Raw genomic sequence first — 13,225 nt, 5'->3', positions numbered from 1 at the left:
TCTCATTGTGCTCTCGTCATGGCCCGGGGACTCGGACCCATCAAACCGACGACCTGTTTCCCGGTGGTACAACCCTCGGGTTTGTTACACCGGGCCGGCGAACTCAGGCCGGGATCTGAGACGTTGGAGGCTGTCCCAGCCGGTGTGCCTTCAAGGCCGGCTGCGGTCTCGTTGTGTTGGCTGCCGCCCGCGTTCTCGCCCCACACGACCAGTCTCACTGATCACGCGAACCTCCCCGCCCCATGCAATGGCCGCATCGCCACGATGCCCGCCCACACCGGGGAGGAGGTCAATTACCGGTTGCCGTCATTCAAAGGGGGAGCAGTCCGAACAGTGAGTCTCATCAGCGCTTCACATATGCAGCCGATGTGCAGTCGAGCCTGAGATTGTGAAGCGCATTTTGAGATCCAACAGCGCCGTCCAAGGACAAGTTCGCCGGTGGCAGACAAGGAAGATCACCCAAAGGACTGGTGGACGCTGCAACGGCATGTCAACCTGAACGACCTTCCGGAAAATCCCTGGTCAGAGAGGTGATGCTGTGGCATTGGATGCGGCGCATTCTGGATTCGCCACGACGATCGCGGCTCTGCGGATCCGCTCCTGGAAGCTCGGTGCCGGCCAGCCGATGGAGGTGATCGACCAGTTCTCGGAGCCCGACTTCACGCACATCGTCGACGACCGTGGCGACGTGCACGTCAGCTCGCGCGACGGCCGGTTCTACCTTGGCTACTTCCCGAACGGTCGGCCCGGCGGCGCTGACGAAGACTGGGTCATCGCCGTCACTGGTACCGCCAACGTCCCCGGCTACCGGATGGCCTTCGGTACGGACACGCCGGCGGAGATCGTCGCTGGCGTCGTGTCCCGGATCCTGTCAACCTCCCGGCCCCTGTGACGGGCGCATCCTCTTCCTTAATACGCGACGCGTACCCTGCCCCTGCTCTCGCGGCCTTGCCCGCTACTGCTAGGAGAACGCCTTGGACCCGCACTCGCCCGAGATGACCGTCGGCGACATCCTCGACCTGCTGTCCACCTGCGACCGTGACACACCCGTCCGTCTTGCCATCAACCCCTTCTTCCCCATGGCCCACCGTCTGGGCGGCGTGGAGAAGGCCGTGGACGAGCACGGTCGGCCGATGGTCTACATCGCCGAGTCCCCGGAGGCCGAGCAGTTCGGCACGCTGCCGCCCGCCGTGGCCGTCGCTCTGACCTGGCAGGACCCGGTCGAGGCGCCCCCGCGCCGCCGGCGCGGCGCGACCGGGCCGAACGACGACCAGTGATTCACCCCCGAACCCATGGAGGCGCCCCTGCATCCGCACCACCCCATCGATCCCTGCCACCCCACCTCGCCGGACCCGGTGTACTGGGTCACCCCGCGCCACCTGGCCGGTGATGACGGCGTCCTCGCCGAGCGAATCGGCGGCACTCTGACCGAGCTCGGCTGGCGCATGTGGCCGACCTCCCGCAACACCCTGCTCTATGTGAGCCCCGACGGCCTGCGCGGCGCCGAGTGGATCCTCGCCGCCTACCCGTTCGAGCTGGGCGGCCTCGCGGTGGCCTGGCAGCTCTCCGCTCGCCCGCACGCCGCCTCGGCTCTGACCGAGTGGAACGCGTACTTCACCCCCGGCGTACCGCACGAGGCGCTCACCGATTTCCTGCTCGCGCTTGACGCCAGCGCGACACCCGATGCCGGGCTAGAGAACGCCGAGTCGGTGCTCACCGCACTCAGCGCGCGGGGCTGGCTGCGCGACATGGACCGTCCCCGTACGACCGCCACCGACCCCGGCTTCTCCACGAACGTCTCGCTGGAGATGCTGCCGCCGCTCATCCACGACGCCGACCCCCGTGACGACCTTCTGGGGTGGCAGGCGTGGGCGGAGCCCGTGCTCGGGGCGCCGTACCTGTGGTGCGCGAGCTTCAGCGCGAGCGCCCCGCACGAGCTGGTCGCGGCCTTTGCCTCGTCCCTCGCCGCACCTGGCCCGGTACCGCGCCGCACGCTGCCTGAAGGCGCGGAGAACCGTCTCACGGTCGTACGCCGCGGCTGACGAGCTGCTCATAGCCGGTGACCGAGGCGGGGGGATCGACGGGGGATGCCGCCCTCTTCCTGGCCCGGTGGTTCCACTCCCTTCACGGGAGTGAACCACCGGGCCTTCGCCGTACCGGCATCAGCGAACCCCTGACGGCACCCTGGAACCAAGATCCAGGCCGTGCATAGGATCGCCGTCGCGGCAGGCAAAGTAATCGGCAAAGGACCACTGCGCGGCTACCTCCTGGAGGAGGTGCTGGCCTGGTTGTTGCGGTCCAGCGGCTTCGAAGTCCTCACTGCTGACGACGACAAGGACAAAGAGCCGTGGAAGGTGCTGAAGGAGGACAAGAACGGTCTGCTGGTCCGTGGACGCGGGGCATGGCATCAGGTCGACGCGCTCGGACAGTTCCGGTACGTCCCGCCGTTCTCACTGCCTGTCCGCCTGTTCGTGGAGGCAAAGTACCTGACCACAACGCCAGTTGGTCTCCCCACCGTACGCAACGGCCACGGTGTGATCCACGACGTGAATGAGGGCGAGACCACAACGCTCACCGCCCCGGGGACTGGCCGGCCGCGGACGCGATACCGCTAGCTACGCGATCTTCTCGACGTCCGGCTTCAGCCCGGAGGCACAGGACTACGCGCTGGCCCACCAGATATCCCTGATTGACCTCTCCGCGCCGGACTTCGCTGTACTGCGGAATCTCGTCAAGATCACGGCTGACACGATTCACGCAGTGCTCGACGCCACTCCCGCGGCCGAGCGGCCGAAGGTGCGCGAGATACGGGCGTATCTTCGCGGGCCGCTGCTGGAAATGGACGCCGGCGACGTGGACCTGCCCGATACGATTCGCGGCCCACTCGATTACCTGGCTCAGGCCCTGCATAGCCGGTCGCAGCTGGGCCTTGTCCTGGCGTTTCCGGCAGCGCCGTTCGTCTTGGGACTGGCCTCGGATGATCTGTACGGCTTCGTGGATTACGCGAGAGCGCACCCCACGCACGCGGTGCGCCTGCGCCACATCAATCAGGCAGCGTCACATCCCGTTTGGGAACTGCGTTCGGCGGAGCACCCACAGGCATACGCGTTGAGGTTCGGTCTGCCGGAGCGGGTGGAAGCCTGGATCGTCCAACAGGACGAAGGAATGCCCTCGCGAACCCGGTACATCAAGCGCAGCATGCTGTCGACCATGACCCTGTACTGGATGGATGGGGAGCACGCGCAGACATTCCAACTCCGCTACGAGCCACGCGAACTCCGTCTCGACGGCTGATCGCCTCACACGCCGAAGCCCCGGTGTCCGGGCCTGTCGGGAGGACAGGCCCGGACACCGGGGCTATGGAGGAGCAGATCAGCGTGCAGTGCGCGCCTTGGCGAGCGCCTTGTCCAGGTGGGCATCCACGAGGCCCGGCGAGCCGGAGACGATCACCAGGATGTTGCCGGTACGGATCGCCGTCTGCTTGACGACGCTGCGCTGCCCGCCGACGGAGAAGGTGAGCAGCTGGCTCCACTGCTCGTCGCCGAGGTCCGGCGCGGCCGTCTTCTCGGTGGCCATGTCGACGACGGAAGTGCCCGACGTCACCTGGTAGGAGGGACAGGAGAGCATCGCATCGAAGACCACCCCGATGCCCTTGGACAGCTTCGTGGCGCTGTCGCTATACAGCTCCTCGCTGACCTCGGAGGTGCTGCTGCCGGTGTAGGTGAAGGACGCCTTCGCCTTGCGGGTGAAGGCGAGGCCGGACCCGGTGGCCGCGTCGCTGCCGAGCTTCTCCAGCGCCGGGCAGCCGATGACGGTGACATCGTCGTTCCGGCGAGCGGTCTCAGGCTTGCGGGTGTAGCCCTCGCCCAGGTCGCTCTCGTTCAGCAGCAGCTTGTTCAGCTGAGCCGAGGACACCGGCGCGGATGCCGAGGGGGTGCTGCCGCCCCGGTGCACGGGGGCGGAGGACGCGGCCGAGGAGTCGGCGGGCTCAGCGTGGCTGGCGCAGCCGGTCAGGGCGAGGACGGTGAAGACGGTGCCAAGGCCGAGGGCGGTCGTGGTGGAACGGCGCATGCGAAACCCCTTGGTGATGCGAGACGGATGGTCTGACCGGGTCGGCCTTCCGGGTGCCGACGAACGCAGGGGTGAGGGGTAGGGGTTTCGCGCTTTCAGTGGCCGAGGTGGCGCAGGCCGTCTTCGAGGGTCGGGTGGAAGTGATCGACCGGACCGGAATTGCGGTTGTACCAGGCGGTGTCCAACCGGGTCTCCTCCGCTTCGTGGCCGGCCTCGCAGCGCAGCCACACCGAGTCGTCGCGCATGTTGAAGATGATCCAGTTCCGGTACGCACCGCAGTGGCACACGTGGACCTCGCCGTCGATGACGAGCGGCAGGTCCCAGCGCATCATGAACCCCGAGACGTTCTGGCGGCACGGTGCCCGGAAGTCAGGCGGCAGGAAGTCGGGCACCCCCGTGGCGCAGGCGGGCGCGGCCGGGGCCGGCGCCGCGACCGGGCGGGGTGCGTCCGGCTGCGGCCACTCGGTGTGCATTGCCAGCACCGCCTGGCCGGCACGCTGGGTTTCACGGAACTCTCGATCCGCACGGTTGCGTCGGAACATGCCGCCTCCATCTCTGTCGTCTCGCCTGCACGAGGAGAGTGCCGCAAGTCCCTGACCTGCTGCAACTCTAAGAATGTTGAATTCAGCGGGACTTGGCGGAGCGCTCCTTTCGGTTCGTCGGACGCTGCGCAGAACCGCGGGCAGCGGTGGGCGCGGTGGCCCTGTGCTCGGGCATGGCGGAAGGGTCGGCGGGCAGATCGGCCATACGCCGCAGCCGCCACACGAGCACGTCGCTGATCGAGTCGGCGGTGTCCAGCTCCCGCCGCTCGGCAGCCTCGGCCAGCAGCGCGGCCGGATTGTGCCCGGCGCTCTCGACATCGGCGAGCGTGGCGGCCAGGGCGTACCAGCCCTGCTCGGTGAGGACCTGCTCGGCCAGTTCCGGCACGGCCTGGCGCAGGTAGGCGGTTTGCTTGCGCTGCAGGGGCTGGGACAGACGACGGCCGCGCTGGTGCATGACGCCCAGATACATGGGTGCGGCGGCCTGGTAGGCGGCGCGCAGGTGCGCGGCGGCCTGGCGGGCAGCAGCGGCCTGCTGGGCGTGCTCCTTCATTCCGTGCCAGTGGGCGGCGGCCGTGACCAGGAAGAACACCATGTCGATCAGCATGGCGGTGGTGGCGCCGTCCTCCCCACGGCCAAGCGCCGGCCCGCCGTGGACGAGGTCACGGGCGGCCTGCCGCAGTCCGCGGGCGTGGCCTCGCTCGGCCCGGACGTGGGAGCGGGTGGCCCGCTCGAACGCGAAGGCGGCGTCTCGCAGTTCGCGGCGAGTGTGCGCGGCCGAGGTCTTGGCGAGCGCGTCGAGGACCTCGCCGCCCGCGGCGATCAGCGCGGCGATATGTCCGTCGTCGGCCTGGTCGATGACGAGTACGGCCTGCCAGGACGCCGACGTCGCCTGGCGGCGTGCGGTCGAGGGGGTGACGCGCGCCGAGCCTGAGGAGCGGTCGGTGGTGGCGTCGCGGTCGGGTTCGGAGGCGTTGGTGGCCCACCGTTCGCGGATGCGGGGCAGGGAGAGGTCGGGGGCGAGGGTGGAGCCCGAATAGTAGATCGGCTCCTGGTCCTCATTGCGGTCGTTGATCAGCGCGACCTTGTAGCCGAGCAGGTCTCCGGAGGGCGCGACGCGCTGGCTGACCAGGAGGCCGGCGGCGGCCAGGCGGTCGAAGAACTCTTCCTCGCTGGCGACGCCGGCGGCGGCGCGGCGTACCGTCTCGCGCAGTTCCTCGCGTGGCGTTCGTTCCTTGCCCTGGCGGTTCGCCTTGTGGCGTTCGGCGCTGGTGGGGCGTTTAGCGGCGGTTCCGTCGCCGGTGTTCAGCCGGCGTAGCCCGTAGTCGATTTCGATCTTCCGGGCCTCCGCCTGGGAGCGGGCACCATCCTGGCGGATGCGGGCCTGGCGGCCGTCGTGGCGGACGACGGTGGCGATGATGTGGATGTGGTCGTCGGCGTGGCGGACGGCCGCCCAGCGGCAGGCGGCGTCGTCGCCTTCAGGGGCGATGCCGGTGGCGGAGACCATGCGGCGGCCGATGTCTGCCCACTGCTCGTCGGTGAGGATCGGGTCTTCGGGGGCGGCGCGTACGGACAGGTGCCATACATGCAAGGCGGGTCTGTCGCTTTCGGGCAGGGCCATGACGGGCTGGTCGAGCAGGCGCTGCAGGGCGCCCTTTGTCGCCTTGGGGTCGCGGCCTGGGTCGGGGGCCAGGCAGTCCCACGCCGCGACGAGGTGCGGGTCGATGTGCTCCTCGGCCTTGCCAGGGCCGTAGAGGTAATCCACCAGGCCGTAGGTGTCATCGCCCATGTCGTGGACTTTGGGGATCATGTCGCCGGACGCCCGCCGTCCTGGTAACGCTGGATGAACGCGTACACCTCCAGGGCGACCTGGTCGACACGAGCGAGGATTGCTCTGGCCTGCGGCGCGGGTTCGTCCGAATTCAGGGCTGCCGCAACCTGGTTGAGATTGTTGCCGATCCGGCTCAGCGCGGGGCCCAGGGCGAACAGCGCGCGCATCATTTCGCGTTCGCCGGCGACCTGGGCTTCCGTGCGCGTCAGATCGCGGGCTGCGCTCAGCGCGGCGTGGGCGAGGAAGCCGGACGGTGTCATGGCACATGCTGCCGCGGCATCGAGCACGGACTGCTTCTCGGTGTCGTTGAAGCGGCTGGCGATCAGATGCTTGCGCTTGCTGGACTTGGTCTTCGGCGTGCGATTACGCGCGGGCGGCTGGCTCTGCGGCGCACTCGCGTGCTGTGCGCAGTGCGGGTTGTGGCACGGGTGCGTCATCTCCTCCTTGGGATGCGAGCCGCCCTCGGTCGCATCCCCACGGTCCAGTGCCCCCCGGCGCTGGACCGCCTCCGCCACCCCCGGGGCGGAGGACGCGAGAGTAATACTCCCAACGGGAGTATTACTCTCGCACCAACTTGCTCCCGCTGAGGTCGAGTTGGCTTCCGGCTCACCGGGCGTGGGAGCGGGGTTTGTCCTCGGGTTCGTCATCGGGTGTCGTTCCTCGTGGTGCGGATGCGGTGCTGGATTTCGGCGGCGAGTTCGACCATGGCAGTCGCGCCGTCGAGGACGCGGACGGACGAGTCCGGGCGGTGCTGGATGAGCCACTGGCCGTTGGGGGTCAATACGGCTGCGTGCAGCAGCTGGTGGTGCACGAGCACGTCTGCCCAGGCGCTGGCTTCAGCGGTGGACGGTGCGTGTGCACGCGGGTGACGGGCAGAGATGGCGATCACTCCAGTGCGGGGGCGGTGACCCGGCCGAGGCCGGGCCACCGAACGGAAGGGCGGAATCAGGCGTCTGACCTGCTTGTTTGTGATCGTCAGCCGCACTCGGGGCAGCGGTCGAGGTGCCGGTTCAAGGCCCGCGCCATGTTCCGTTTCACCGACATGGCGTTTTTCGCGCTGGTCTTCGCCGGCGCGGATCCCTGGTAACGCTCGGCGTGAGCGTGCAGGAAGCGGATGTCCTGCTCGAAGCCGGACTTGCTGTGTGCGAAAGGCTGGCAGGTCTTCATCGGGCCGTACTCCGTGCCGTGGTGGTGCCCGTCTCGTCACGGAGCCGCTGCAGAACCGGCGTCAGACGCTCGTTCCGCCCTCCCCGGATCTGCTGGGCACGGAGGATCTCCCGCAGCTGAACCCGGGTCAGCGACTCGTTGCCGTCCCGCTCCAGCAGGGCGGGCACATGGGGACGGACCCGCTCGACCATCTCCTCCACGCTCAGCTTCGGCTGCTTCCGGGACCGTTGGGATTGACCACCGCGCGGCCGGTTCCGGGACTCCCTCGCCTTCGGCGTCCGCCGTACGGGGACGGTGTGGGGACGGTCCCCGTTGGGTTCGGTCCCCGTTTCGGCGTCCGGGTGCTCCCGGCCCTCGCCCCCGACGGTGATGGCCGCCGGGGACGGGCCTGTGCCCTCCTGAGCAGCGGCTTCGTGCACATTTTCGGCACTGCCGATCGCGCCGTCGTCGGGCTCCTCGGTCCCGGCAGGCACGGTGTCTCGGTCCCCGACTGCCACCTGTTGGCCCTCGCGCAGCAGGCTTGAGCCGGACTCGGAGGCTCGGTCCCCGTTGCCGACGGAGTCTGGGTGGGGACGGTCCCCGTCCGGCTCACGTCCCGTCCCCGGCTCCGGACGGTCCCCCTCTATACGGTCCCCGATCGATGCGGTGCTTCGGGGACCGTCGCCGGGGACCGCGCTCACCCACGCAATCGACTGCGTCCCGTTCGTCGACGGAGTCGCGATCGACGCAGGGAGAGGGGACCGGTCCCCACGATCGGCGTCCTGGTCCCGCGCGGGCTGAGTCCAGGGCGACGGCAGGACCACGGTGGCGAGCGCCGTGGCGTGCCGACGGGCGGCCAGCTGCTCCAGAAGCGCGCGACGCTGCTGCGGGTCGGTGCCGACACCGGATCGTGCGAGAGCCGACTGGAGCCGCCGCGTGATTCGGCTGCCACGGCCGTTCTCACGCTCCTTCTCCGGTATCCCGGCCAGCCGGGAGGCCAGGGCCACGGCCTGTTGAGTCGCGCGGTCCTTGGTGATCTGCGCGGCATCGCGGTTGCGGGTGGCGACGCCCAGGCGCGAAAGGAGACGCTCCCGCACTTCACGTCCGAGCGTGGCCAGGAGCCCTTGGGAGGCGGCGTCCGGCTTGTGAAGTCGCAGCTCGATGCCCATGGCCAGGTGCCAGAGCACGGCCGCCATGACCGGGCCGACGAAGGCCCGCACGGTGCCGCCCACCGTGCCTGACTCGGCGTACGCCGGGATGACCTGCACCCCGGTAATCACCCAGACGAGGCCACCCGGCAGGCCGGGTGCTCCTTGGGTCTTCAGGTTCTGCCGGGCCATCAGCGCCGTCGCGAACAGCGCCAGCTCGGCCGCGCTGAACATCATGGCCCGCTCCATGGTGCCGGCCATGTCGAGGTAATCGGCGGCGAACCGCCAGCTGGTGTCGGCGCTGTAGGCGGTGCAGTTGAGGGCGGCGAGGGCCGCGACCCAGACCGCGGGGGTGCCGGCGCGCGGGCTGCTCGCCCGGGTCCGGTTACGCCGGATCGACCATCCGCCGAGCATAAGGGCGAGCACGCCGACGGCTGCGACGAGGCGGACGGGCTCGATGCCAGAGAGGAGGGAGGGCATGGCGATGGGGTGAGTCATGCGGCCTTTCGGAGAGCGGCGATCAGGGCGTGGGTCTGCGCCTGGCGGGGCACCTGCACCGGTGAGGCGGCGTCCTCGGCGGCTTCGTCCTCGACGTACCCGTCTTCGGCTGCCTCGGCCGGGTCGACTTGCCCCCAGTAGCGGTCGCGGTCGGCGACGGCGTGTGCGGCGTTGCGCATCAGGTCGCGCGCCCAGTCGAGGTCGAGCCGCAGTGCGTAGGCGAGGCGCTCGGGGCTCCAGCCGCGTACGTAGGCGTGGCGGGTGACGGCTTCGCGCTCGGCGTCGCTGAGGTGGACGTCGCGGCCTTCGAACGCGGCCTTGACGCGGCTGTAGTCCAGGCGCTTGTTGACTCGGGCGTGCCAGGGGCGCCGCTCGTCCTCGGTGAGCCCGCCCCACATGCCCTGGCGGATCTCGTTGTCGAGGGCGTAGTCGAAGCACGCCTTCTTCACTGGGCAGTTGCCGCAGATCGCCTTGGCCGCGTCGATGGCCGCGCGGTCGCGGGCCGCGTGGAAGAACAGCTCGTCGATCTCCTTGACCGGCAGTCCGTGGCACAAGCCCCGTTCCTGCCAGCTGTGGTCGGCGATGCCCCGGATCGTCGGGGGCGGGGTGTCGTTGGTGGTGATGTGGCGCATGACGGTCTCCGGAAGTCGCCTCGGTGGGTGCGGGTCGCTCGGCACCGGTGGCGGGACGGGGTGCGGTGGGCGCTGCGAGGCGGGCTCGGGGTACGGCGTGGGGCCGTACCGCAGGCGGAACGTTTTGGTGGAGAAGGGGGCTGCGGTCAGGCGGCGGATGCCTGCTGGGCCTGCGCAGCCAGGGCGCGGTCGATGCGGCCGGGGTGGGCCGTGACGCGCGGTGCGTTGCCCCGGGCACTTCCGTCGAGGCTGATGCGACGGCGGCGGCAGGGCTCGCCCCTGTCGGCGTGACACCAGTCGCACGGCACGCTCAGGACGTCCGGTCCTCCGGCGGCGATGGCGGCTTCGCGGGCGGCGCGGGCCGGGCGGTACGGGGCCAGCTCGGCGCGCACAGCCGGCGGGATGTAGGAGCCGACGGCGGCCATCTGGTCTTTGAGCCCCGGCCGGTGTCGCCCCGCGGTGATCCCGCGGTGAGCTGAGGGTGCGGCCACTCCGGCAGCCACGGCATCTCGCGCCGCCAGCAGCTCCGCCCGCCAGGCTTCCGGATTGTCCGGGTCGGCCCTGGGGGTCGGGTCGGTGTGCCGGGCCAGACGGTCGCGGCGGTGCACCTGCCATTCGCGGGCCACATCGGCCGGCAGGATCGGGTACGGCGAACTCACGATGCGCTTGCGGACGATCTCGCGGACGTCCCAGCCCTGGCCGGTGGCCATCGGGACGTCGCCGAGCAGCTCGTGCCACATGGCGAGCTGGTCGCGGGCCTCGCCCGCGTCGGTGCGGATGGTGCGCGGGTCCAGGCGGCCGACATAGGTGAGCACGGCAGCAACTTCGCGGCGGTTCAAGGCAGTTACTCCGTTCCAGTCGGTTCATCGACGGCAGCGAGCAGGGCGGCCATGTGCGCGTCGGCGCGGGTCATGCCGACCTGCGGCGCGGGAGTGCCGCCGGGCAGGGCGTAGAGGTTCGGGCGCTGGGGGGCGGGGCTGTGCTCGCGGGCGATCCAGGTCCGCCAGTCGGCAGCCCAGGCGGCGGCGGAGCGAGGGCTCCAGGTGCTGCGGTGGTGGCGCCACTTAGCGTCAGCGGCCTGGACGCCGTGCTCGCCGAGGCGGGCGAGATGCCCCTGCTGCTGAGCCCAGGACAGGCTCGCGTCGTCGACCTGCCAGTCCGCGGCGGAGGTGAGGCCAGCAACACCACTGCTGCTGTACCTACGGTTCACCTTCGGTTCACTACGGTTCTGGGGGTCAGGTTCAGACCCGGAGGGGGGTTGGATTCTGACCCGGGGAGGGGTCAGGTTCTGACGAGGGGGTGTAGATTCTGACCCGGTCAGATCCTGACGACGGGGGTCGGATTCGGACCCCGTCTTCGGCCAGATGCCGTGCTTGCGCAGCCGCTCGTCGTTCAGCTCGGGTACCGGGTCGGCTTCGGTCAGGGGCTCGACGTAGGTGCCGGGGTCGTCCTCCCGGGCCGCCGCGACCTTGGCCAGCCATGCAGCGGCGCGCGGGAGCCGATAGACCGTGCTGTGCTGCGGGCCGCCGAGGTCGTCGAGCACCTCGAGTTCGCCGCTCTCGGCCAGCGCGACCAGGGCGCCGCGCACGGCGTTGCGGCTCGCGTTCGTACGCTTCATCAGCGAGGTGAGGGACGCCCAGGCGACGCACTGCTCGTCGGGGATCCGGTCGGCGATCGACAGCAGAACCAGGCGCGCGTTTCCGCGGCTGGCGCTGTACTCCCATGCCCATTCGCGGGTGTCCCGGCTCATCGGGTCACCGCCCAAACGGGCCGGGTGCTGGGGGCCGGCTCCGGCGCGAGAACGCCGGGCAACCGGTGCGTGTCCAGGGAGCCAGGCGGCGAAGCGAGGACGGCTGCCGCGCGAGCCGGGGGCACCGGCCCTTTGCGCAGGGCAGGCGGCATGTAAGACTCTCCTCCGTAGTGAAACCCGCGCCGGTGCGCCTCGTAGGAAAGGACCGGTGCGGTGAAGGTGGGTAAATCTCCGCCCTTGCCGGGGCAGGAGTACCATTTGGCGTTCGGCGTCCGGGAGTTACCGCTCCTTGGGCGCCGTCGCTGTGTTCGGGCCTATCTCACCCGGCTGGATCGCGCGTTCCGCATATGGCTCCTAGCGTCGTCTGCCGCCGGGCGGGGTGCCCGGCGGGGGACGACGAACATATGCAGACCCTGCGGCAAGATCCAGACCTTGCTAAAGGACTCTCTACAAGTCGCAACGGAGGGCGGCGGCACCTGTGCCTACGGGTTGAGGCAGCGGGCCGCGATACGGGCAGCAGGCGGATCGCCCCGACGTACTCGGAGATGACCTTCAGCGCCCCTCGCGTCTCATGCCACAGCGCAGCGCAGTGGCGAACAGCGTGAGTCCGGCGGAGCCGAAAATGGCAGCGGGCTCGGCGGTACCCGCCATGGCGAGCAAGTCGGCGGCGAACCGCCGGCTGGTCTCGGTCGGCGTCGGAGGTGCGGGCGATGCTGGCGAGTGAAACGACCCACACCGTGGGCGCAGACGGCCGCGCCGCTCCGGTGCAGTCGCGGCGACGCAGAGTCGCCCATCGGCCCACGAGTATGGCGAGGGCTGGCAGCGCGCAGCGGTGCCCGAATGACCTCACAGAATTACCCGCACGGGCATCACGAAGGGGATCGAGCGTTCCCACTGTGGCCTCTGTACCTTCTATTCGAAGATCAAATGTGTTCTGGAATCACGGACGCGCGACTAATCCCGCCAGGCAAAAGTGACACGTGTCACGCATGCCATGCTCACCTCTCGGTAAAAACGGGCAGACCATCCCGAAAGATGGACGGGCGAACGCGGGGGGCGTTTGCAAGGTAGAACTTTCCATACGCAAGATCGGTGCGTCAACTGGCGTTAATCGCGGAGTACAGTGGCTGAACCGCTGTTAACCAGCACCCTGGAAAGGATCATGGAAGAGCCAACCGAGGAACCGATGGAGCTTCACGCGAAGAAGCTCGGTGACCGGCTCAATCGCCTGTTTGAAGCGGTCCACCCGCCCGATCGTGGCCCGTACAGCAACGCTGAAGTGGCTGAGCTGATGGCTGAGCGAGGGCTTGAGACGGTGACGTCCACCTACCTGTGGATGCTGCGCACCGGGCGCCGTGACAATCCGACGAAGCGTCATCTTGAAGCCCTGGCAAGGTTTTTCGGGGTACCTGCCGCCTATTGGTTTGACGATGAGGTCGCCGAAAAGACCGCAGAGGAACTGAAGTTGCTGGAATTGCTCCGTGATTCCAAGATCAAAAACGTTCTCCTTCGCCTGTCCGACGTCTCGGCGGACGGAAAGGAAGCGGTTCTCGGTCTCGTGGACGGCGTGCGAAAGATGGAGGGGCTTCCGCCCTCCAAGTAGCCCCAAT

The 13,225-nt window shown here is 69.2% G+C and carries 16 protein-coding genes; 6 read left to right on the top strand and 10 right to left on the bottom strand.

The features are described from left to right. Positions 1–538: 538 nt before the first annotated feature. From ACIRP7_RS27880 to ACIRP7_RS27860, 5 genes are all read left to right on the top strand, one after another. Positions 539–892 carry a DUF317 domain-containing protein gene (locus ACIRP7_RS27880; RefSeq protein ID WP_403664779.1) on the top strand — a complete coding sequence of 118 codons (354 nt, stop codon included), beginning with the start codon at positions 539–541 and terminating at the stop codon, positions 890–892. A gap of 103 nt (positions 893–995) precedes the next feature. After that, entirely contained in the window at positions 996–1,277 is a 282-nt protein-coding gene (locus ACIRP7_RS27875) for a hypothetical protein (RefSeq protein WP_403664982.1), read from the top strand. 15 nt (positions 1,278–1,292) lie between these two features. After that, on the top strand, positions 1,293–2,042 hold the full coding sequence (locus ACIRP7_RS27870; RefSeq protein ID WP_403664777.1) for a DUF317 domain-containing protein: 750 nt from the start codon (positions 1,293–1,295) through the stop codon (positions 2,040–2,042). Between the two features lie 162 nt (positions 2,043–2,204). Further along, complete coding sequence (locus tag ACIRP7_RS27865; RefSeq protein WP_403664775.1) at positions 2,205–2,615, top strand: hypothetical protein; 411 nt, start codon at positions 2,205–2,207, stop codon at positions 2,613–2,615. 145 nt (positions 2,616–2,760) lie between these two features. Further along, positions 2,761–3,294 (top strand): hypothetical protein, encoded by a 534-nt coding sequence (locus ACIRP7_RS27860; protein ID WP_403664773.1) that lies wholly within the window; start codon positions 2,761–2,763, stop codon positions 3,292–3,294. Positions 3,295–3,372: 78 nt separating this feature from the next. Here ACIRP7_RS27860 and ACIRP7_RS27855 read toward each other — a convergent pair whose 3' ends face one another. The 10 genes from ACIRP7_RS27855 to ACIRP7_RS27810 all read right to left on the bottom strand — a co-directional run bounded on the left by ACIRP7_RS27855 (position 3,373) and on the right by ACIRP7_RS27810 (position 11,615). Next, a complete protein-coding gene (locus tag ACIRP7_RS27855) occupies positions 3,373–4,071 on the bottom strand; it encodes a hypothetical protein (RefSeq protein WP_403664771.1) in 699 nt (232 codons plus the stop codon). Positions 4,072–4,166: 95 nt separating this feature from the next. Next, complete coding sequence (locus tag ACIRP7_RS27850) at positions 4,167–4,613, bottom strand: hypothetical protein (protein WP_403664770.1); 447 nt, start codon at positions 4,611–4,613, stop codon at positions 4,167–4,169. Positions 4,614–4,695: 82 nt separating this feature from the next. After that, positions 4,696–6,420: a relaxase/mobilization nuclease domain-containing protein gene (locus ACIRP7_RS27845; RefSeq protein WP_403664768.1), complete on the bottom strand. Its 1,725-nt coding sequence runs from the start codon at positions 6,418–6,420 to the stop codon at positions 4,696–4,698. Next, entirely contained in the window at positions 6,417–6,878 is a 462-nt protein-coding gene (locus tag ACIRP7_RS27840) for a plasmid mobilization protein (protein WP_403664766.1), read from the bottom strand. The genes ACIRP7_RS27845 and ACIRP7_RS27840 overlap by 4 nt, the downstream gene beginning before the upstream one ends. Before the next feature lie 206 nt (positions 6,879–7,084). Beyond that, positions 7,085–7,258, bottom strand: a complete 174-nt coding sequence (locus tag ACIRP7_RS27835; RefSeq protein WP_403664765.1) for a hypothetical protein — start codon at positions 7,256–7,258, stop codon at positions 7,085–7,087. Between the two features lie 158 nt (positions 7,259–7,416). Further along, on the bottom strand, positions 7,417–7,608 hold the full coding sequence (locus tag ACIRP7_RS27830) for a hypothetical protein (protein ID WP_403664763.1): 192 nt from the start codon (positions 7,606–7,608) through the stop codon (positions 7,417–7,419). Beyond that, positions 7,605–9,233, bottom strand: coding sequence for a hypothetical protein (locus tag ACIRP7_RS27825; protein WP_403664761.1), 1,629 nt, complete (start codon positions 9,231–9,233; stop codon positions 7,605–7,607). Before ACIRP7_RS27825 ends, ACIRP7_RS27830 begins: the two co-directional genes overlap by 4 nt. Further along, positions 9,230–9,865, bottom strand: a complete 636-nt coding sequence (locus ACIRP7_RS27820; protein ID WP_037706294.1) for a WhiB family transcriptional regulator — start codon at positions 9,863–9,865, stop codon at positions 9,230–9,232. The genes ACIRP7_RS27825 and ACIRP7_RS27820 overlap by 4 nt, the downstream gene beginning before the upstream one ends. 146 nt (positions 9,866–10,011) lie before the next feature. Then, positions 10,012–10,704: a hypothetical protein gene (locus tag ACIRP7_RS27815; protein ID WP_403664759.1), complete on the bottom strand. Its 693-nt coding sequence runs from the start codon at positions 10,702–10,704 to the stop codon at positions 10,012–10,014. Between the two features lie 5 nt (positions 10,705–10,709). Then, positions 10,710–11,615, bottom strand: a complete 906-nt coding sequence (locus tag ACIRP7_RS27810; RefSeq protein ID WP_403664757.1) for a helix-turn-helix domain-containing protein — start codon at positions 11,613–11,615, stop codon at positions 10,710–10,712. Positions 11,616–12,738: 1,123 nt separating this feature from the next. Here ACIRP7_RS27810 and ACIRP7_RS27805 point away from each other — a divergent pair. After that, positions 12,739–13,218, top strand: coding sequence for an XRE family transcriptional regulator (locus tag ACIRP7_RS27805; RefSeq protein WP_403664755.1), 480 nt, complete (start codon positions 12,739–12,741; stop codon positions 13,216–13,218). Positions 13,219–13,225: the final 7 nt, after the last annotated feature.

The sequence above is a fragment of the Streptomyces sp. NPDC102270 genome, from assembly GCF_044766405.1.
Lineage (GTDB): Bacteria > Actinomycetota > Actinomycetes > Streptomycetales > Streptomycetaceae > Streptomyces.
The sequence above is the reverse complement of the archived record's forward strand: the minus strand, read 5'-3'. Positions and strand labels throughout refer to the sequence as shown.

Excerpts from the sequence above, each read along its gene's own strand:
- ACIRP7_RS27875 (WP_403664982.1), top strand. The coding sequence starts at position 996 with ATGACCGTCGGCGACATCCTCGACCTGCTGTCCACCTGCGACCGTGAC.
- ACIRP7_RS27855 (WP_403664771.1), bottom strand. The coding sequence starts at position 4,071 with ATGCGCCGTTCCACCACGACCGCCCTCGGCCTTGGCACCGTCTTCACC.
- ACIRP7_RS27830 (WP_403664763.1), bottom strand. The coding sequence starts at position 7,608 with ATGAAGACCTGCCAGCCTTTCGCACACAGCAAGTCCGGCTTCGAGCAG.
- ACIRP7_RS27870 (WP_403664777.1), top strand. The coding sequence starts at position 1,293 with ATGGAGGCGCCCCTGCATCCGCACCACCCCATCGATCCCTGCCACCCC.
- ACIRP7_RS27810 (WP_403664757.1), bottom strand. The coding sequence starts at position 11,615 with ATGAGCCGGGACACCCGCGAATGGGCATGGGAGTACAGCGCCAGCCGC.
- ACIRP7_RS27820 (WP_037706294.1), bottom strand. The coding sequence starts at position 9,865 with ATGCGCCACATCACCACCAACGACACCCCGCCCCCGACGATCCGGGGC.
- ACIRP7_RS27840 (WP_403664766.1), bottom strand. The coding sequence starts at position 6,878 with ATGACGCACCCGTGCCACAACCCGCACTGCGCACAGCACGCGAGTGCG.
- ACIRP7_RS27845 (WP_403664768.1), bottom strand. The coding sequence starts at position 6,420 with ATGATCCCCAAAGTCCACGACATGGGCGATGACACCTACGGCCTGGTG.
- ACIRP7_RS27825 (WP_403664761.1), bottom strand. The coding sequence starts at position 9,233 with ATGACTCACCCCATCGCCATGCCCTCCCTCCTCTCTGGCATCGAGCCC.
- ACIRP7_RS27850 (WP_403664770.1), bottom strand. The coding sequence starts at position 4,613 with ATGTTCCGACGCAACCGTGCGGATCGAGAGTTCCGTGAAACCCAGCGT.